Raw genomic sequence first — 19,100 nt, 5'->3', positions numbered from 1 at the left:
AATTTTTTTAAAATCAAAAAAAAATGCCTTGAAAGTTTAAAATAAAACATGAAAAGATTTCATTGGCATTGGATTATGTAAAAAAATAGTAAAAAAAAAGGAGTAAATTCCTTGATTTAAAAGTTAGATTTTAGATAACTTACAAAAATTGATGCCGCTGTTAAATCAGCAGTTGTTCCAGGATTGTATTTATTTGCAAACAGGTAATCATCAAATTCTCCAACTTGGTCTAAAAAGTCATTTGAATCTTTCATTTTAAGCAAATCACGAGTCATCATTGATATCTTTAAGGCCTCATCATTGCCGTATTTTCTTGAAATCAGAGTATCTGGAACCTGTGACAGTATGGTTAAAAATGTCAATAGACAAGCTTCGTTAAGAGTTTTTTTATCTTTTAGCTCATGATAAGTGGGATAACCCAACTCAAAAACAGCAGGCATGTCGCTGGTCATTTCTCTGGCAAGCATATCCCATGGAGCTGAAATTTTTAATACATCAAACATGGTCTGGCCGTTTGCCCTCAATTCATTTTTTGCATTGTCGCTTGCCACATCATATTCATCCTGATCGCCCATTCCGCCGGCATCGGCTATATTGATTGCATCATACAAATCACATGCATCATCAACAGAGGTATTTCCCATCAGCAATTTGACATTTTCACGGATATCATCAAATGAATCACTGATTGCAGCTGCAATTGCAATTGGAGTTGTCATCATGACGATGCCCAGATTGGTGTTATTTTTAATCCACCTGTCGGTTTCGGCCACAGCCTGAAGAATATATTTACCTAATTGAGGATTTTCAATATCAACATCAGAGCATGCTTCACGGATTGTATCTCCAATTACGATGCCGCTAATAATGAAGTCTTCGAAGACCATATCATCATAGTCACGGGTTCTGTGAACATTTCCCGGTTTTGGACATCCGCTTACTTCAAGTGCAGAGGCAATTTGAGCAATTTTAGCTATTTCGTTTGGATTCATTCTATCACATCATTGAAAAGTAAATATGGTGCAAAGTTAGTGATTATTAAGTCTGCTCCAGCCCTTTTGATTGAAAGTAAAGATTCTGCTATTGCCCGTTCTGTTAAAAATCCCTTTTCAATAGCTGCCATAAGCATCGCATATTCTCCACTTACATTATATGCGACTAATGGAAGCATGAATTCATCCCGAACCATACGAACAACGTCAAGATACGGAAGTGCAGGTTTAACCATCAGAAAGTCGCAACCTTCAATTACATCAAGCTCACATTCCCTTATAGCTTCAACTGCATTGGCAGGATCCATCTGATAAGATTTTCTGTCTCCCTCATGAGGTGAAGAGCATGCGGCAACCCTAAATGGCTCGTAAAATGCAGAAGCATACTTGGCAGAATATGACATGATCATCACATTCACATATCCGTTTTCATCCAGAACCTCACGAATTGCCTTAACTCTGCCATCCATCATATCGGAAGGAGCTACAATATCTGCACCGGCCTGTGCATGAGACAATGCAACTTTAGCTATGTATGGCAGGGATTCATCGTTTAAAATTTCAATTCCATCATCAGTGTCTTCATTTTCAACAATCATGCCGCAGTGACCATGGGACGTGTATTGACATAGACACACATCTGTAATGACAACAAGATTAGTTTCTTTTTTAAGTCTTCTAACCGCTTTTTGAACAATACCTGTTGCGGAGTAATCAGGTGAGGCAATTTCATCTTTGGTATCCTCTTTTGGTATTCCAAATACAATAATTGATTTTAAGCCTTTGCTTTCAAGTTGTTTTGCAAATTCAACACCACTGTCCAAAGAATATCTGTATTCACCAGGAAGTGATGAGATTTCCTCTTTTTCATCTCCTTGAAGTTCTTCTTTAAAATAAATTGGATAAATTAAGTCTTCCTTTTCAAGCTTAGTTTCACGAACTATATTTCTGATTTTAGCATTTTTTCTCAATCTTCTCATTCTTGTAGTTGGAAATTCCATAATAATCACTTATTTTATTATTTAATTTGAGATTATTTAAAATTTTTACTAAACTTATATAAAATTTAAAAAATATAATAAACCTATAATTATCAAAAAGAGGCCAAAAATGTCAAATTCAATAGGAGAAAAATTTAGAATAACAAGTTTCGGGTCAAGCCACGGAAAGGCAGTTGGCGCTGTTGTTGATGGATGTCCTGCAAACTTAGAACTGACTGCAGAAGACATCCAAAAAGAGTTGGATAAAAGAAAACCAGGAACAAGCAATGTTACAACCCCTAGAAAAGAATCAGATGAAGTTCAAATCCTATCCGGAATTTTTGAAGGAAAAACTGATGGAACACCAATTACAGGAGTTGTATTTAATAAAAATCAGCATTCAAAAGATTATTCTATGTTTAAAAATACCCCTCGCCCTTCCCATGGGGATTTCGGTTGGATGATGAAATACGGAAACTACGATTATAACGGCGGCGGAAGAGGCAGTGGAAGAGTGACAATTGGCCACGTTATTGGAGGAGCAATAGCTAAAAAGCTCCTAAAAACAAAAGGAATAGAAATCATTTCCCACGTTACCCAAATCGGAAATATCAAAGCCGAAAAACTTGATTTCAATACAATAAAAGAGAATATTGAGAAAAACCCAATCCGATGCGGTGACCTTAAAGCTGCAAAAGAAATGGAAGAGTTCATAATATCTAAAAAAGAAGAAGGAGATTCCGTTGGAGGCATTGTTGAAACAATAGCCATTGGAGTTCCGGCAAGTCTTGGTGAACCTATTTTTGAAAGGCTGGATGGTGACCTTGCAAGGATATTGATGAACATTGGCGCTGTTAAAGGAGTTGAAATAGGACTTGGATTTGATGTTGCGAAACATTGCGGATCCCAAATCAATGACGAATACCAAATTGACAATGAGAAGATAACCACAAAAACCAACAATTCCGGCGGAATCATTGGTGGAATGAGCAATGGAATGCCAATAGTATCACGAATTGCAGTAAAGCCTACACCATCGATTTCCAAATGTCAGAATTCTATAAATCTGGAAAGAATGGAAAATGAAAAAATAGAAATTAAAGGCAGACACGACCCTTGCATCTGTCCAAGAGTTACCGTTGTGGCCGAATCCAGCACTGCAATTGTCTTAGCTGACCACATGATTCGTTCAGGATTTGTCCATCCGACAAACTTAAAACCTTAATTTTTTCTTTTTTTAATTATTGAAAGCTCATCGAACTCATTATTTTTAAATGAAAGCTGGTATGAATTCTTTCTTTCACTATTATATAATGAATGGGTTGTACTGTGATTTTGAGATTCAACATCCTTAAGAGAAATTAATCTGAATCTTTTAGGATTATTGTAATTTACATTAAATGACAATCCGTCAAATGCCGCTATTACCTTAACACCTGTTTCTTTAGAAATTTTTTTAGCTTCAGTAACCGGATTGGAAGAAATCATTTTAAGCCCAAGATGTGTCATTACCGCAACTTTAGGATTTACCTTATTAATTAAATCAACGAAATTACGAGAACACATATGGCCATTGATGGATCTGTTTCCAGGTCTCAAAACGCTGGCTATCAAAATGTCCGCACCTTCATGATACTCAGGCAGCTCATCAAAATAACCCGTATCTGAAGTATATGACAATTTGAATCCGTTATAATCAAGCTGGAATCCAACACCTGCCGGGTCTCCGTGAATGGTTTTGGTTCCTTTCACTTTAATACCGTCAACTTCCTGAATTTCATCAGGTTTTAAAAGAACAGTATCAGACCGGGATTGATGATAATCAGAAATGCATGGACCCCATTTTTCATAACCTTTTAAAACACTGGTGCTTCCAAAAATAGTTCCATATCTTCTAGTCATTCCCCTAGTCATTGCTTCAATGAGAATTTCCGCATCGTTATAATGGTCAGTGTGTGCATGAGAAACAAATACTCCATTCAAATTACGGGGATCGAAACCGAACTGATAAGTCCTTATAAGAGCTCCTGGACCGGGGTCAATATGATAATTCTTTCCGTTAATATTATCAATCCTAAACCCTCCAGTCATCCTTCTTTGAGAGATAGCGGAAAATCTTCCACCACCACTTCCTAAAAACGTTAATTTCATTTAAATCCCCATATCATAACGAACATAAAATAACGTCACATTTGAGAGGAGAATTATTCTTTTTAAGGCATAAATCCTCATTTTCAATAGTGACTTTATCCCCAATCTCGACATCATCGCTTTGCGTAAACATTATGACATTCTGACCAGGCGCTGCAAGCTGTTTCCAGTTTCCATCCAATGCCTGAATGTTTTCATTTAACTGGACATACAAAATGTTGCCATCAACTGAAACAACTTTTCCGACATCGCCCTTATCGATAATTTTATTTGCCATTTCAATTTCAATACTTTGCTGAACGATTTGTTCGGTTAAAGTCTGTCTGAATTTCGCCAATACCTTAACATCATTATCGATAGTTATGTTAAGGTGTCTTTGGGCTTGTGATTTATCAAAATTAGGTTCCTGCTTTAAAACATCACAGTTAATACCGACTGTAGGAGTTTTAGCTGCAACTTCTCTTAAAATTTCCTCAAAAGCTTCACCTTTTGATTTTAAACTGGATGAAGGTTTCAATTTTCTTTTAATTAAATTTTCAGCCATTTTTTTAGCAAAATTGTTACCGAAAATTACTATTCCCGCTTCACCGGATTTTCTGGAAGTTACTTCTGAACCCAATAATTCAACCAATTGATAACCTGCAGTGGTTCCGTAAATTCTTCTGCGTTTTGTTTCAAAAGTTCCTTTTGTGCTTACTTCACCCCTAACACAGTTGCCAACAATCTTTAGCTTACTGGCATCATCAGTAATTTTTACAGAAATGCCCAATTCATCAGCTCTTCTTTTAAATTCACCGTCAGAGCTAATTTCACCACTATACAATTCTTTTTCTAACCTTTCCAAATTTTCCTTATCACCGAAATAACCAATTTTTCTTTTATCTGCTGCCATTACGCATCCTTTTTTTCCAATGTAAGCAATAATTAAGCTCATATAATTCCCCATGTCATCATATATCATAATTTCAAAAATTATAATATCAAAAGTTTATTATTTATATATAATTATAATTATCCTATATTATATAGTTTAAGAAACATGAACTTTACATGCAAAAATTAACATGATTTTTTTAAATCTAAAATGTGTTATTTTTAAAAAAAAAGTATTGAACAATTTTAGAAAGTAATAATAGTTTCATAATGATTAAAATGGGTTAAAAACTAATTAAATAAACAATATATTTAAATATTAATATAACGATATTTATAATTATAATAGTTGTTAATCATTTATCATTATAAGTCATGTAGTGTTTATAATGTTAACAAAAATTTAAAGGAGAGAAACCAATGAAAGATCTCAACAAAATGTTTAAACCTGAATCCGTGGCAGTTATTGGTGCTTCCAATACTCCGGGAAAAGTTGGACACATTATTGTAGATAATCTCATCAATGATGGATTCGAAGGTAAAATCTATCCAGTAAATCCAAAAGGTGGAGAGATTTTAGGTAAAAAAGCATATGCTAATATAAAAGACATTCCTGAAAAAGTAGACTTAGCAATAATTACCATCCCTGTTGCATTTGTTAACCCGACTGTTAAAGAATGTGGTGAAGCAGGCGTGGAAAACATGGTGGTTATTACTGCAGGTTTCAAAGAAGTAGGCGAAGAAGGTGCTAAATTAGAAGCAGAATTAACAGCACTTGGTGAAGAATACGGTATAAACATTATTGGACCAAACAGTTTAGGAATAACTGATTCACACACTCCATTAAACGGATCATTTTCACAAATGATGCCACCAAAAGGAAACATGGCATTCATTTCCCAAAGTGGAGCTATGATGGTAGCTATTATCGATTGGAGTGTAACTTCAGGAATTGGATTCAGTAAAGTAATCAGTTTAGGAAACAAAGCTGGTGTAACTGAAATTGAATTATTACAATACTTGGCAGACGATGACGAAACCAATGTAATCATCTGTTACTTAGAATCAATTTCCGATGACGACGACTTCGTAAGAACCATGAGAGAAACAGCTCACAAAAAACCTATTATTGTTCTTAAATCAGGTTCCAGTTCAGCTGGAGCAGCAGCTGCATCTTCACACACAGGTGCGCTTGCAGGAAGTGACCTTGCATTCGACACAGCATTCCATCAATCCGGAATTATGCGTGTAGAAACCATGGCTGAATTATTTGACCTAGGTTTAGCATTCTCCAAAGCACCACTTCCAGAAGGGGATAATGTAGCAATTATTACCAACGCTGGTGGTGGAGGAGTATTAACCGTAGATGCAATGGAAAAAGCTGGCTTAAACCTCGTGCAATTTGATGAAGAAACCACTGCAAAACTAAAAGAATGCGTAACTGAAGAAGGAAGTGCTAAAAACCCTATCGATGTATTAGGTGATGCACCAGTAATCAGATACAAAGAATCATTAGAACTTGTTTTAGGTTATGAGGATGTTGACAGTTTAATCGTTATGGTATGTCCTACAGCATCTGCTGATCCGGATGGAATTGCAGAAGCAATCATTGAAGAGAAAAATAAATTTGAAAAACCTGTTATTGTCGTTAATATGGGAGGTCCATCATTTGAAGCTGCAAATGATGTTTTAAGAGAAAACGGTATACCAACCTACGTATTCCCTGAAACTGCTGTAACTGCTCTTGAAGCAATGGTTAGATTCAAAAGATTAGAAGAAAGAACCTATGATGATGTAGTTGAAAAAGTAGATGATGTTGACAAAGATGCCGTTAAAGCAATATTTGATAAAGTCAAAGCCGATGGAAGAGACACATTACTTGGTAGTGAAGCTTATGCAGTAGCTGAAGCTTATGGAATTTCCGCAGCACCGATCAAATTATCCACAAGTGCTGATGAAGCAGCAAGTTTAGCAGAAGAAATGGAATTCCCAGTAGTGCTTAAAATTGCATCAGATAAAATTTTACACAAATCAGATATCGGCGGTGTAAAAGTAGGAATCTCCTCAGCTGAAGAAGCAAAAGCAACCTATGAAGAAATTATTGCAAATGCTAATAAAGCACACCCAGATATTGTTCCTGATGGTGTAGAAGTGCAAAAAATGATGGATTCCGGTGAAGAAGTCATTGTAGGTATGATTCGTGACAAACAATTCGGTCCTATGATTGCATTCGGTATGGGTGGAATCTATGTAAACCTTATTGAAGACGTTTCATTCAACCTTGCAAAAGGAATGAGTTCCCAAGAAATTGACGAACAAATTGCATCAACCAAAGTATCAAAATTACTTGAAGGATACAGAGGAGAAGCACCTTGCGATGTTGAAGAGGTTAAACAAGCTATCAAAAGAGTAGCCAGATTAACTCTTGACTTCCCAGAAATATCTGAGTTGGACATCAACCCAATCTTCGTATACGAAGAAGGTTCAAGCGCACTCGATATCAAAATCAAATTATAATTTCTCTTAACTGAGAAATTCCCCTTTTTTTATATTTTTTATAGAATCATTTAATATAGTGATTATATGAATGGTGAACTTGATTTAGAACTTTACACTATTTCCATCATTGGATTAAACAATGCTTTAAACAAATTAGACAATTCACAAATGAATGATGAAATAAAAGAAATGTTTAAAGAAAGCTGCAATAACTTCCAGGAATTATACGATGACATTGTCAACGATTTAAATCAGGACGAAATACAATTCAATGATTATTATATGTTTTTTCAAAACGGAAAACAGATGTTTCCCCAATACATTGAAAACCTTAAAAGCATTGAAAATGAAGAAATTAATGATTACATAAACTCATTAATTAACATATTTGAAAATTTAAACAGAATAGCTGAAGCTTTTCCAAGCCAACAGGGGTAGGATATAATGAATTTTGATTTGGAAAAAATTGGAATCAACACAGAAGAGAGATATGAATGCATTTATACTACTGTAGATGATAAAGGAAATAAAAACTCAGCAGCAATCGGTTTAAAATACTTTGGCGGAGACAATATCGGATGCAGAATATTTGAAGGATCAAAAACATTAGAAAACATCCAAAAAACCGGAAAATATGTTGTAAACATTACACAGGACCCTCTGGTTTTTACCAAATCAACAATCAGCAAACTTCCCGACGAATATTACACCAATGATAAAGACATGGCCATTCTGAAAGATGCCGGATCATATATAATTGTTAATGTTGTCGATATCCAGGAAACAAAACCTGAAAATACTCCAATTGACAATGACCAAAGCATATTTCTTATTAAGGGTAAAATTGAAGATGTAATCATCAATGATGATAATGTTAAAGCTTTTAACCGAGGATTATCAGGTCTAATCGAATGTTTGGTTAATTTTTCAAGATATCAGATAGTTGATGATGATAAAAGAGCGGCATATATGGACAGAGTAATTGAAAATGAAAGAATGATTGGAAGAATAGGCGATAAGCAAACAAAAGACGCAATGCAAATAATCAAAAGGGAATACGAAAAAAATTAATCAAAAAAAAGAAAAAATAAAAGCATAGTTTAAAGAACTATGCCGGCCAGTACAATTTATCTTTTGAAACAGTACTGTTTAAAATACCTACTTTTACTTCAAGATTTTGGAATGAATCCACATCTGCTTTGAAGGTATCATTAAGACCAGAAATGAATGGGAAACTTTGTAATGAATTAGTTTCCAAATCAGAATTAGCAACAATATCTTCAGGCAAGAGTTTTACAACTTCAGAGGAATTGCCCTCTTTAATTTTATCATTGATGAAATTAGTTGCGTTTTTATGAATTGCAATGATATCTTTAGTTTCGTTTTCATGGTTTTTAATGAAGTCGTCAGATGCAACAACCACACAACATGGGTGGTTTGGTAAAATTTCGGATGAGTTTTCTAAAACAACATTATTGGTATCATTTGCTGCGATACTTACATAAGGTTGGAAAGTAATAATACCGTCAATTTGTTTGGTTTTTAAAGCGTCATTCATAGATGGAACTTTCATTGCTGAAATGTTTAAATCTTTAGTAGATAAACCGTTTTTGTCCAAGTAATATGAAAGAAGAACATATTGAATAGAAGCTTCACCAGGAGTTGCTATTGATTTGCCTTTTAAATCAGCTGCAGAAGTAATTCCAGAATCTTTAGTTACAACAATTCCACTACCCTCAGTTTGAGCAGAAGAAATAACTTTTACAGGAACTCCTTTTGCAACGGAAGACAATACCGGAGCGATTCCAACATATCCAACATCGACTTCACCACTAGCCATAGCAGTCATTAAGTCTCCACCATTATTAAACTGAACAAGTTCAGTTTTAATTCCTTTTTTCTCATATAAACCTTGCTTATCAGCTACAAATAATGCAGCATCATGGTCAGAAGGTAAATATCCTATCTTTACAGTGTCATTTCCTCCACCTAAAAAATCGAAGAAACCTGCACTGGCTGCACCCATAACTAAACATGCTGCAAGTGCTAACACTAAAACAAATGCTATTTTTTTATTCATTCATAATCACCGTTTAATAAATTTAAATTTATTACAATTATTAATTATTATAAGTATATTATAAATATATTACTTAAGAATATTAACAATTGTTATATTGAATCCCTAAACATATTTTATAACTCATCCAATATAAACATTAACTATACAAGGTTGAAACAATGGTAGCTAAAAAAATTGATCAATGTATGAAACCTCATGGCGAGGAAGGTATTCAAACCATCAAAAACATGAATGAGAACCACAAAGAAATTTCCGAATTTGCATTTCAATGCATCACCATCACAAAAAACGATAAAATACTTGATATTGGATGCGGAGGAGGAGTAAATATCGAGAAGTTCCTCAAGTTAACCGACAAAAATGTCGATGGACTTGATTATTCAGAAATTTCAGTTGCTGAATCACTAAAAAGAAACAAGAGTTCAGTTGAAAAAGGAAGATGCCGCATCATTCAAGCGGATGTCAGCGATATGCCTATAGAAAATGAAAGTTATGATTTGGTTTCCGCATTTGAAACAATATACTTTTGGCCAGATATTGGAAATACGTTTAAAGAAGTTTTAAGAATTATTAAAACAAATGGACAATTCATGATTGCTCAGGGAACTGACGGCAACCACCCTGATGATGAAAAGTGGTTGGCTTCTGTTGAGGGCATGAGTGTTTATACTTCTGCCCAACTTGAAAAATATCTATTGAATGCTGGTTTTAGTAGCGTGAATAGCTTTAAAAAAGAAAACGATTATATTTTAGTTGTAATTGCCCAAAAATAATTGAATTTTCAAAACATTTAAATATTAATTTATACAATGTTTATTTATGGAAAAAATAACTATTGTTATATTCCATGATTGCCAGTGCGGCAACTCCAAAATCTAAAATATATAATAAAACATAATATTAATGAGAAAACTCATTAACTGATTAAGGGATAATATGAACTTGGAAGATAAAATCAATATTGTCAAAAGTCTTTTAAAAGATAAAAAAGTAGCCATCGGATTTTCAGGTGGTGCCGATTCAACATTAATGGCATATTTATCTTCAGAAGTTGCAAAAGACACAATAGCTATTACTATTGATAATCACTTAATGCCAACCGATTTTATCAGCCACACCAAAAGCATGTGCGATTCTTTTGGAATAAAACATGAGATTATCGATATTAATTTTTATGAAGACCAGGAATTTCTTCAGAATTCTCCAAGCAGATGTTATACCTGCCGTGACATGATGTATTCACAGATAAAGAGTACTGCCCTAAAAAAAGGTTTTGATTATATCTGCGATGGAAACAACATTAGTGATCTTGTTAATGACAGGCCAGGAATCCTGATTACCTATAAACAAAGGTTTGAAACACCCCTGATTAAAGCAAAATTAACATCCAAGGAAATTCATGAATATCTTGATAAAAACAACATCCCATATTCAAAATCGACTACATGCCTTGCAACAAGAATTCCTACAAATACCAAAACAAATAAGGAAAAAATCGAAAGGATAAGTCAATCAGAAGACTATATTTTAGATACTACTGACTGCAAAATAGTGAAAGTTAGAGACTTTGGAGAAATTGGTATTATTGAAGTTGATGACATTGACGAAATTTTATCCAATGACAAATTCAGACAAATCAACGATGAATTAAAAGGCAAAGGTTATAGAAAGATTGCATTAAATTTATCGCAAATTGATGATGACGAGTTCATTAATATTGATTATAATGAGGGCTCATTTTCATATCAGCTTCCGTTCACCATCAATCTCGAAGAGACTTCAAGACAGATTACTGGCAAGATCAATTCAATAACCGATGAAAAAATAGTATTAGACAACATTACTATTTTTGAAACTGGATTAATAGAAGGAAACAATTTAAAAACAAAAGAAATAGCGCTAGATACATTTATGGAAATATTGCAAAAACTAAGAAGAAATATTTAGGTGAAAAAATGCCAACAAGATACATAGGTGATGGATACTGGGAAATAGCTTCCCGTCAAATGAGTATAGTTACAAGAAGTGAGCAGGAAAGATTTAAAGATGCAAAAGTAACAGTTATTGGCTGTGGAGGAATTGGTGGAGAAACCATTGAAATGCTTGCAAGAATGGGAATCGGAGAACTGGTTTTAGTTGATAAAGATGCATTCGATTTGTCCAATTTAAACAGACAGACATTAGCTTCAATTGCCGATTTAGGTCTTGAAAAAAGCAGTGTTGCAGCTGAAAAAGTCAGATTAATAAATCCCTATGTAAAAACAACCATTTTTAATGAACATATCGATCAAACTAACATTGACAAGGTCATTGGTGACTCAGATATTGTAATCGACGCACTTGATAATGTCCTGACAAGAGTTATCGTTTCTAGAAAAGCAAAAGAAATTGGAATTCCATACATTCATGGAGCAATTCATGGAACAATGGGGCAGATTACCGTATTCCTACCAAACAGCGAAAAAACATATGAAGAAATGTTTAATCTACCATCATTAAGTAAAAAACTAGATGATGATGTCATTGATGCATTGAAAAATGTGACATCAGGAGTTCCGCCGGTTATTGGACCAACACCAAACTTAATTGGATGTCTTGAAGCATTTGAAGCTTATAAAATAATAACTGGAGTTGGAAAAGTTACTGTTGCTCCAAAAATTTTAACATTTGACTTGCTCGATTTGAGCTCATTCAGTTTAGATGAAATTTAATAGATGCGAAAAGCATCTATTTAATTCACTATACTTTTAACAAATTTAATATCAATTTTTAAAGCTTTTGAAATTTCCTCATCACTCATTCCAAATTCCAACAAAGAAATAATATTCTCCCGGAGATTTTTATTTTCACCTTCTTTTCTACCCTGTTCCAAACCGAATATTCCAAATATCTGATGAAATTGTCCGAAAAGTATTGCTGCAACTTTGAAAAACATATTTATATTTTGATGTGGCAAGCGATTACAATCCAAATATTACTAATAACAAATTAGTTTAACTTATATTTTTTAATTATTGAAGTGCGACCATATGAAAAAAGCAGAAATGTGAAAAAAAGAAAAGGATTACTTTTGTAAATCTACACGCTCTGGAGCAGTGTAAATTGTAAATCTACTATCCCTTACAAAACCAATCATTGTGATATTGCCTGCACGCGCAACGTCAATACCTGATGAAGCAGGGGCAGCATTTGAAATAATGATTGGGATTCCAACCCGTATCACTTTAATTAACATATCAGCAGGCATTCTTCCACTATATGAAATGTAACATTTAGAAAAATCATAGCCCTCCCTTGAAGCAGCCCCTATCACCTTATCAACTGCAACATGACGGCTGACATCTTCACGAATGATTATTTGGTCTTCAAATTTTAGCTGAGCAACATGAACCCCAGCCGTTTTCTGCCAAATTTTCGCCTCATCTGTCAAATGTTTGATATCTTTAATAATTTGAGTCGCATTGATTTTTAAATCTGAATTATTGGATTCTATTGTTTTTAATTCTGATCTTATTCCTCCTGCATTATCAGAATTTACTCCCTGATACTCCAATAATCTGCATACACAAGCATGTTCACAGTTTCCCTTTCTCTCCTGAACTATGCCTTCCTGTTCCAAGTCCTCTTCAGGATCATGATTTAAGTTTGTGGAAACCAGAACATTTGTTCCGTCCAGCTTGATAGATTCAATATCAGAGTAATTTTTTATCAATCCCTCTCCAAGACAGTATCCTACTGCAAAATCCTCCAAATCCTTTGGATATGTTGAAAATTTACGGGGAGGCAAGTAATCAATGAACAGATATGTATATTCATCATCCACACTGTTTTCCTTAATTGTTCTATACTCACCATCCTTCCATTGAATAACATCAGTTTGTCTTAAAAATTCCAATTTATCATCCTCCAATTCAAATTAGAAAAAGCAGTTCATTTTCCAATCAATGCAATGCTTGCGTATTTCTTAACGTTGTCACACTCAGCCAAATCAATGTTTTTCAGACTGCTGATACTGGTCTGCTTATTATTTTTAGACAGAGCAATATGAGTATTGATATAACCATTTTCCCTAATTAATTTTAAAAGCCTTTTTCCATAGGTCAAATCAGGATTTAAAATACGATTAAGCATTAAATTTAAAGTGTGGTCGTCATCAATTCCCAATACATCACACATTATATACATCTCGTTTATAATTTCATTTGCCCAACTTTCAATAGTTACTTTCTGACCGTCCCTAATTAATCTCATTGATTCAACATAAGCACATTCGGCAGTGTTTTCTTCATTTATTTTGGCTTCTCTCTGCCAGCCAACATAGTCAGATTCTCCTTTAATGAGGAGATATATTAAAAATAAATGTAAAAACTTCATATCACGTTTTACAAGACCACATTTATAAAATGGATTAATATCCAAAGTTCTTATTTCAATATAATCAATTCCATCTTTTTTTAAAGAATTCAATACATCTTTAGGATTTTTTGGTTTGAGCCTGATTTGAGTGTACAGCTCCTTGGCTTCAGACAAATCTCCACTTTCTATAAAATTGTTGATATCCTCTACAAAGCCATCAACAGAGGCATAAGATGGATATAACTCTTTTAAATTTTTATATCCGCAAGAAGCGTTTCTAAATGAAGGGCCTCTGGTCGAATAATAACTACCATAGTTATCCTTAGCATCCATCAAATGAATGCAATCATTGGAAAATGTTTTATGAGAACCTATCGAACAACCTGTCAAATAAATAATTAGCCAGCAATATCTAAGATAGTTTCTCGCAATTTTCAAATAAACATTGTCCTTAAACTCCCTAAAGCTCAAATCTGCATTTTCAAATTCATATAACTTTTTCAACAGACTGTCTGAAAATGAAAAGTTAAAGTGGACTCCAGAAATCATCTGTTTTTTAACCCCATATTTCTTAGCCAAGTCTTCACGATATTTTTGTGATGATTTGCCTTCTTCTGAGTATTGAGCTATTGGAATTTGATCCCAATAAGGCAAAATACATGGAATTGATTGAAACCAAAGATATTCATCATCAGGAAGAGACACGTTTACCAAATCGGATATCAGTGAAAACGCGCCAAAGGCATCGTCGATTGTGTCGAATGTTGGAGTTATTATTTCTATTTGACTTTCAGAAAAGTCGGTGGTTACCAATGGATTAGTTAGTTTATCTCCAAATACTTCAGGATGAGGGGTTAAAGATAATTTGCCATCGCCTTTAGCTCTTAACGACTCCCATTCTATCCCAAATAATCCTGACAATATGTCATCAGGAGATAATTTAGATAAATATGATAAATTCATTTAATCACCTCAATAGACCTTGCAAGGTTTGCCATAGTCTTCAATAAGTTTTTCCAGGTTTATATTTTGATTTAATGCATCAATCAGGTCCTTTCCTGGATTTGTATGTTTTTTAATACGGGCATACAACGGTTTTAAAAATATTTCCTCACCGATTCCTCTTTCTTCAAGTCCGCTTGATGCCAAATCCACAACATCTTTGCATAATCTACATAAATCCTTTTTATCAACAAATGCAGGAAGTTCATCCTGAATGAATAGTTTTCTAAGTTCGCTTGCAGTATATCCCTTATGATAAATAACCTCATCATCTGAAATCAGATTGCTCAGTTCATCAAGCTTATCCTTAAGGCCCAAATGAAATGCCGCAACTGACATTGAATCCCTGATAGGTTGGGTGCATACACTTCTAAATTCAACGGTCCCCCGGAATGTCAAATTGATGAATTTGAACGGTCTTAAATATTCAATATCATCAATTGAAGGATTTATGTCAACATTTTTGTATTCTCCATTGCAATAGACATCTCCGCGAATATTTTCCTGACCGAAATAATCTAGAATATTGATTGACGGAAAACTGATATATGCTCCGTCGCGCATTACGCAGTACATATTTAGGGATTCAAGATATGCCTGAAGGTCTTTGATATTCTTGAAATCCACATCATACATCCCAATGTTATGAGGATTTACACCATGAGTTGAGTACTCCCATAAAATGTCCCTAAAGCATGTCAAATGTTTATTTTCTTCGAACAGGACAGAATTAGAAAATAATAATGCTTTAATCGGTTCGATTTTGGAAAATACATTTATGGTTTTTACCAGATTATCCCTATAAACGTCTAATTGAACCTGGGAAGCTGACGAAAACATTCCGTATTCAGGGTAGTCATGAAATGGAAATTGAATGTCATCATAGTTTTTGAAAGATTTTAGATGATGATAAAGCATCAGATATCTCTCTGAAGGAATTGGAATATGATTATTGTACTTTCTGTGTGGATTGATTCCCATTCCAGTTAAAGTATGATTAAATTCCTCAAAAGACTCTTTTGTAAATTCATAATACTCGCAAAAACGTTTATTGATAGTAAACAACTCAGTTTCACGACCCATAGCAAATTCTATATTATTATATGAGCAATCATAACAAACAATATCGTCAGTTTTAGGATTTTTCAGTGAAAACACATTCCCTTCATAATCTATTCCGTCTCTTTCAAAATCATTGAAATGCTTATGAAATCTGTCAGTGATTTTGTGAACTACATTAAAATCAACAGCCTTTTTGTCGAGATTGATAATCGGAATTTCAATTTCTATACCAACATAGTTCTTCTTTTGACTTGTCGGCTTTATAAACTCCTCAAACAACCTATTTTTTATTACTTCATCATTAATCATTAATATCATCCCGATTTATTGATTTTAAGAATTCTTCTATAATTTTTTCATGTTCTGGAGTTAATATGAATTCATTGTCATGTTCTTCACTTTCGAAAATGATATTTCCATCAATCAAACCAAATAGCTTATTCAATTCAACAGGCATCCAATTTTCATCATCCGTCAGAGGATTGGAAGCGACTAAAAAGCTTTCATCACTTTTAAGATAATACAGGGAGTCCCTCATGTTGGAGTGAATGTAAGTTAAATCACCGTCATAAATCATCAGATTAAGTTTATTATTTTTAGATAAATCAGATACAATTTCGTATAATAAATTGAAACGTTCCTTGATAGTTGATAATCTCCCATTTTCCTTTTCAAATTGATTGACTTCATCAATTATATATAAAAGTATTCGCTCGGAATCAGTACTTCCATCCCCCTTCTCAGCATATTGATTAAGTGGTGGATAATCAAAGATAGTACCGTTATGGATTAACATCCAGGATCTGTTATTATCATCAGCTTCCGTAAACGGATGACAATTGGGAGATATAATTTCACCCATGGTAGCCAATCTAATATGAGCGAATACATTTTTCCCAACAACAGGATGGGACAATATATTTTTAAGGTGTTGGCTACATGTTGCTTTTATAGGCTCTTTATCTATAACAAATTCATTAGAGTGCATATTAGCCAATCCCCATCCGTGCGGATGTTCCTCAGAGTGATTATAAAAACATTCTAAACATTCATTAACTTGTTTTGGCGTATTTGAATTAAAACAAAAAATTTCACACATATATTATCCTCCCATTATTGATTATCACAATAGTTATATTATGATAACTATTGTTATATAACTTATGTTATATAAATATTTTTAAAAATATCAGGAAAAATCATACAGAAGGCAAATTCAAAAATATAATCCCTCAGCCCATAAAATTAATAGCCTTTGTCCTCAAAGTGATTTCTTGTTTTTTGGTAAAATTCTTCACTGGAAAAATCAAAATTCTCATTAAAAGATTTGTATGCCAAATCACAATCCTTATTTAAATCAAATTTGAAATCAGGACATTTATCGAATAGTTTTTGAAAACAATTTTCAGACAGTTCAGGGAAAGGAACTTCATTGAAAGGGATTTTCTCCACACTCATTTTCACGGCAATTGCAAGAACCGCCAACTGAAGAGCTGAAGCATAGGCATCATAATACTCCCCATAATCCAGATTAACATCAAAGTAAATCATGAAATTGATTAATACATGAGAAATCCAAATTATGGAATTGGGCTCATATTTCTCCAATTGCAAATCAGCAAATTTAAAAATCAGTTTTTCTAAATCACTGCCAGCATTATCTTCACAAAATTTAACAAACTCATTAAAAGAGTAATAAGTGAGATATTTAAGATAAGCATCCTTAATGCGATTATCACATGAATATTTGTCAATTTTCTTTAAATCTTTCTTCCTCAATATTTTCGGATAAGTGAACATGAAAAATCATTAATCTAATCAAAACTAGCAGTTTATAAAAAAAAGGAAAAAAAAGAATTACAATAATTCTTTTCTCAAGTCAATTGTGTCTTTTAAATCAGGACCAGTGGAGATAATGGTTACCGGCACACCGGTTTCGGTTTGAATATCCTCAATGAAAGCTTTTGTTTCAGCAGACAATTCACTGTAGTCCTGAACACGTGCACAATCGAACAATCGGTCAACACAGGTTAAAGCAATTTGGGTTGCGCCGTTGATTCTGCATGATTCCTTTGCAAGTTCCATATCAAAGTGACCAATTCTTCTGCGTCTTCCTGTTACAACACCATATTCTTCCAATCCCCTACTTTCCGCTTCTTCCTTGGTCATTTCAGTTGGGAATGGACCTTCACCAACACGAGAAATGTATGATTTGAATACATTAATCACTTCATCAACTTTAGTTGGTCCGACACCGACATCAGCAGCAAATGTGGATGCGGTAGTGTCTTTACTTGTTACAAAAGGATATGATCCATAGTAAAGTGAAAGGGCGAAACCTTGTGATCCTTCAATGAATACGTCCTTACCTTCATCAATAGCTTCATTAACTTCAAGAGATACATCAGTAATGTATTCTTCAAGTTCAGGAACATCACGTGCTAAATCAATAGTTCTCAATACTCTGTCTGAATTAGCCGGTCCACAACCTGAACCGGTACTGCCTATCTTTTTAGCCAAATATTCAGAGTTTTTATCTCTTGACATGTGCTCTTCATTAATTATTGCACATCTAGGGTCAACACACATTCTTTCTTTTACATTATATTTCTTTAAATCCTCAAATTCTTTAAATAAAACATCCGGATTCACTAAAACTCCAGCACCAATCATGAGTTTAGCATCAGTATGTACAAATCCTGATGGGGTTAACCTTAAACCATATTTCTCACCATTGAATTCAACGGAGTGCCCTGCATTTGGTCCAACTCCTGCACGAGCAATAATGTCCGGTTTATCAGCATCGCAAAGGTAGGTAATGCATTTTCCTTTACCTTCATCCCCCCATGCTCCACCAACTAAAATACTACAAGTCATTTAATAACTCCTTAAATATTTATTATTGAATTTTGTACAATAAATTGACAAACATAAAATAGCTTGTGATATTAATGCACTATTAATATAAAAATATGAAAATTAAAAATTTCCGTAACAATAATATTATATCATTACTGTTTAAAAAAGTTTTTGCAACTTCAATCTGAAGATTTTTCATATAATATAAATAATATATCCCATAAAGATATTATCATATAAATT

General features: G+C 33.7%; 19 protein-coding genes. 7 read left to right on the top strand and 12 right to left on the bottom strand.

Translation table 11 applies throughout. The features are described 5' to 3' along the window. Positions 1 to 116: 116 nt before the first annotated feature. Both QZV68_RS00880 and hemB read right to left on the bottom strand, forming a co-directional pair. Positions 117 to 992 carry a triphosphoribosyl-dephospho-CoA synthase gene (locus QZV68_RS00880; protein ID WP_296877673.1) on the bottom strand — a complete coding sequence of 292 codons (876 nt, stop codon included), beginning with the start codon at positions 990 to 992 and terminating at the stop codon, positions 117 to 119. Beyond that, entirely contained in the window at positions 989 to 1,993 is a 1,005-nt protein-coding gene (hemB, locus tag QZV68_RS00875; protein ID WP_296877671.1) for a porphobilinogen synthase, read from the bottom strand. The genes QZV68_RS00880 and hemB overlap by 4 nt, the downstream gene beginning before the upstream one ends. A gap of 109 nt (positions 1,994 to 2,102) precedes the next feature. On the opposite strand from hemB, the gene aroC reads away from it, so the two are divergent. Next, positions 2,103 to 3,197, top strand: coding sequence for a chorismate synthase (gene aroC / locus QZV68_RS00870; protein ID WP_296877669.1), 1,095 nt, complete (start codon positions 2,103 to 2,105; stop codon positions 3,195 to 3,197). On the opposite strand, the gene QZV68_RS00865 is transcribed toward aroC, so the two are convergent. Continuing rightward, positions 3,194 to 4,123, bottom strand: a complete 930-nt coding sequence (locus QZV68_RS00865; RefSeq protein ID WP_296877667.1) for an MBL fold metallo-hydrolase — start codon at positions 4,121 to 4,123, stop codon at positions 3,194 to 3,196. The two genes, aroC and QZV68_RS00865, sit on opposite strands and share 4 nt — an antisense overlap. Before the next feature lie 13 nt (positions 4,124 to 4,136). Further along, the gene (locus QZV68_RS00860; protein ID WP_296877665.1) at positions 4,137 to 5,057 is read right to left on the bottom strand and encodes a DUF2121 domain-containing protein; all 921 of its coding nucleotides are present in this window, start codon (positions 5,055 to 5,057) and stop codon (positions 4,137 to 4,139) included. A 359-nt stretch (positions 5,058 to 5,416) separates the two neighbouring features. On the opposite strand from QZV68_RS00860, the gene acs reads away from it, so the two are divergent. The 3 genes from acs to QZV68_RS00845 all read left to right on the top strand — a co-directional run bounded on the left by acs (position 5,417) and on the right by QZV68_RS00845 (position 8,566). Next, a complete protein-coding gene (acs, locus tag QZV68_RS00855) occupies positions 5,417 to 7,513 on the top strand; it encodes an acetate--CoA ligase alpha subunit (protein WP_296877664.1) in 2,097 nt (698 codons plus the stop codon). Between the two features lie 66 nt (positions 7,514 to 7,579). After that, entirely contained in the window at positions 7,580 to 7,933 is a 354-nt protein-coding gene (locus QZV68_RS00850; protein WP_296877662.1) for a hypothetical protein, read from the top strand. A gap of 6 nt (positions 7,934 to 7,939) precedes the next feature. Next, positions 7,940 to 8,566 carry a DUF447 domain-containing protein gene (locus tag QZV68_RS00845; protein WP_296877660.1) on the top strand — a complete coding sequence of 209 codons (627 nt, stop codon included), beginning with the start codon at positions 7,940 to 7,942 and terminating at the stop codon, positions 8,564 to 8,566. Positions 8,567 to 8,603: 37 nt separating this feature from the next. Here the strand turns inward: QZV68_RS00845 and QZV68_RS00840 are convergent, their stop codons facing one another. Next, the gene (locus QZV68_RS00840) at positions 8,604 to 9,575 is read right to left on the bottom strand and encodes an ABC transporter substrate-binding protein (RefSeq protein ID WP_296877658.1); all 972 of its coding nucleotides are present in this window, start codon (positions 9,573 to 9,575) and stop codon (positions 8,604 to 8,606) included. 161 nt (positions 9,576 to 9,736) lie between these two features. Here QZV68_RS00840 and QZV68_RS00835 point away from each other — a divergent pair, with 161 nt between their 5' ends. The 3 genes from QZV68_RS00835 (at position 9,737) to QZV68_RS00825 (ending at position 12,289) form a co-directional block, all read left to right on the top strand. Further along, a complete protein-coding gene (locus QZV68_RS00835) occupies positions 9,737 to 10,351 on the top strand; it encodes a class I SAM-dependent methyltransferase (RefSeq protein WP_296877656.1) in 615 nt (204 codons plus the stop codon). 163 nt (positions 10,352 to 10,514) lie between these two features. After that, entirely contained in the window at positions 10,515 to 11,525 is a 1,011-nt protein-coding gene (locus QZV68_RS00830; RefSeq protein WP_296877654.1) for an ATP-binding protein, read from the top strand. An 8-nt stretch (positions 11,526 to 11,533) separates the two neighbouring features. Then, positions 11,534 to 12,289: a HesA/MoeB/ThiF family protein gene (locus QZV68_RS00825; RefSeq protein WP_296877652.1), complete on the top strand. Its 756-nt coding sequence runs from the start codon at positions 11,534 to 11,536 to the stop codon at positions 12,287 to 12,289. Between the two features lie 20 nt (positions 12,290 to 12,309). On the opposite strand, the gene QZV68_RS00820 is transcribed toward QZV68_RS00825, so the two are convergent. From QZV68_RS00820 to QZV68_RS00790, 7 genes are all read right to left on the bottom strand, one after another. Then, entirely contained in the window at positions 12,310 to 12,513 is a 204-nt protein-coding gene (locus tag QZV68_RS00820; RefSeq protein ID WP_296877650.1) for a hypothetical protein, read from the bottom strand. A gap of 129 nt (positions 12,514 to 12,642) precedes the next feature. Further along, entirely contained in the window at positions 12,643 to 13,473 is an 831-nt protein-coding gene (gene fdhD, locus QZV68_RS00815) for a formate dehydrogenase accessory sulfurtransferase FdhD (protein ID WP_296877648.1), read from the bottom strand. 35 nt (positions 13,474 to 13,508) lie between these two features. After that, entirely contained in the window at positions 13,509 to 14,897 is a 1,389-nt protein-coding gene (locus QZV68_RS00810; protein WP_296877646.1) for a glutamate--cysteine ligase, read from the bottom strand. 9 nt (positions 14,898 to 14,906) lie between these two features. Further along, a complete protein-coding gene (locus QZV68_RS00805; protein ID WP_296877644.1) occupies positions 14,907 to 16,307 on the bottom strand; it encodes a hypothetical protein in 1,401 nt (466 codons plus the stop codon). After that, complete coding sequence (locus QZV68_RS00800) at positions 16,300 to 17,097, bottom strand: class II glutamine amidotransferase (protein ID WP_296877642.1); 798 nt, start codon at positions 17,095 to 17,097, stop codon at positions 16,300 to 16,302. The genes QZV68_RS00805 and QZV68_RS00800 overlap by 8 nt, the downstream gene beginning before the upstream one ends. Before the next feature lie 146 nt (positions 17,098 to 17,243). Further along, entirely contained in the window at positions 17,244 to 17,798 is a 555-nt protein-coding gene (locus QZV68_RS00795; RefSeq protein ID WP_296877640.1) for a hypothetical protein, read from the bottom strand. Between the two features lie 57 nt (positions 17,799 to 17,855). Beyond that, complete coding sequence (locus QZV68_RS00790) at positions 17,856 to 18,875, bottom strand: adenylosuccinate synthetase (protein WP_296877638.1); 1,020 nt, start codon at positions 18,873 to 18,875, stop codon at positions 17,856 to 17,858. Positions 18,876 to 19,100: the final 225 nt, after the last annotated feature.

Source organism: uncultured Methanobrevibacter sp. (assembly GCF_902801725.1).
Taxonomy (GTDB): Archaea; Methanobacteriota; Methanobacteria; order Methanobacteriales; family Methanobacteriaceae; genus Methanocatella.
The sequence above is the reverse complement of the archived record's forward strand: the minus strand, read 5'-3'. Positions and strand labels throughout refer to the sequence as shown.

Excerpts from the sequence above, each read along its gene's own strand:
- QZV68_RS00880 (WP_296877673.1), bottom strand. The coding sequence starts at position 992 with ATGAATCCAAACGAAATAGCTAAAATTGCTCAAATTGCCTCTGCACTT.
- QZV68_RS00830 (WP_296877654.1), top strand. The coding sequence starts at position 10,515 with ATGAACTTGGAAGATAAAATCAATATTGTCAAAAGTCTTTTAAAAGAT.
- QZV68_RS00860 (WP_296877665.1), bottom strand. The coding sequence starts at position 5,057 with ATGAGCTTAATTATTGCTTACATTGGAAAAAAAGGATGCGTAATGGCA.
- QZV68_RS00805 (WP_296877644.1), bottom strand. The coding sequence starts at position 16,307 with ATGATTAATGATGAAGTAATAAAAAATAGGTTGTTTGAGGAGTTTATA.
- hemB (WP_296877671.1), bottom strand. The coding sequence starts at position 1,993 with ATGGAATTTCCAACTACAAGAATGAGAAGATTGAGAAAAAATGCTAAA.
- QZV68_RS00845 (WP_296877660.1), top strand. The coding sequence starts at position 7,940 with ATGAATTTTGATTTGGAAAAAATTGGAATCAACACAGAAGAGAGATAT.
- aroC (WP_296877669.1), top strand. The coding sequence starts at position 2,103 with ATGTCAAATTCAATAGGAGAAAAATTTAGAATAACAAGTTTCGGGTCA.
- QZV68_RS00795 (WP_296877640.1), bottom strand. The coding sequence starts at position 17,798 with ATGTTCACTTATCCGAAAATATTGAGGAAGAAAGATTTAAAGAAAATT.
- QZV68_RS00810 (WP_296877646.1), bottom strand. The coding sequence starts at position 14,897 with ATGAATTTATCATATTTATCTAAATTATCTCCTGATGACATATTGTCA.
- QZV68_RS00865 (WP_296877667.1), bottom strand. The coding sequence starts at position 4,123 with ATGAAATTAACGTTTTTAGGAAGTGGTGGTGGAAGATTTTCCGCTATC.
- QZV68_RS00825 (WP_296877652.1), top strand. The coding sequence starts at position 11,534 with ATGCCAACAAGATACATAGGTGATGGATACTGGGAAATAGCTTCCCGT.
- QZV68_RS00800 (WP_296877642.1), bottom strand. The coding sequence starts at position 17,097 with ATGTGTGAAATTTTTTGTTTTAATTCAAATACGCCAAAACAAGTTAAT.
- QZV68_RS00840 (WP_296877658.1), bottom strand. The coding sequence starts at position 9,575 with ATGAATAAAAAAATAGCATTTGTTTTAGTGTTAGCACTTGCAGCATGT.
- QZV68_RS00790 (WP_296877638.1), bottom strand. The coding sequence starts at position 18,875 with ATGACTTGTAGTATTTTAGTTGGTGGAGCATGGGGGGATGAAGGTAAA.
- QZV68_RS00835 (WP_296877656.1), top strand. The coding sequence starts at position 9,737 with ATGGTAGCTAAAAAAATTGATCAATGTATGAAACCTCATGGCGAGGAA.
- QZV68_RS00850 (WP_296877662.1), top strand. The coding sequence starts at position 7,580 with ATGAATGGTGAACTTGATTTAGAACTTTACACTATTTCCATCATTGGA.
- acs (WP_296877664.1), top strand. The coding sequence starts at position 5,417 with ATGAAAGATCTCAACAAAATGTTTAAACCTGAATCCGTGGCAGTTATT.
- QZV68_RS00820 (WP_296877650.1), bottom strand. The coding sequence starts at position 12,513 with ATGTTTTTCAAAGTTGCAGCAATACTTTTCGGACAATTTCATCAGATA.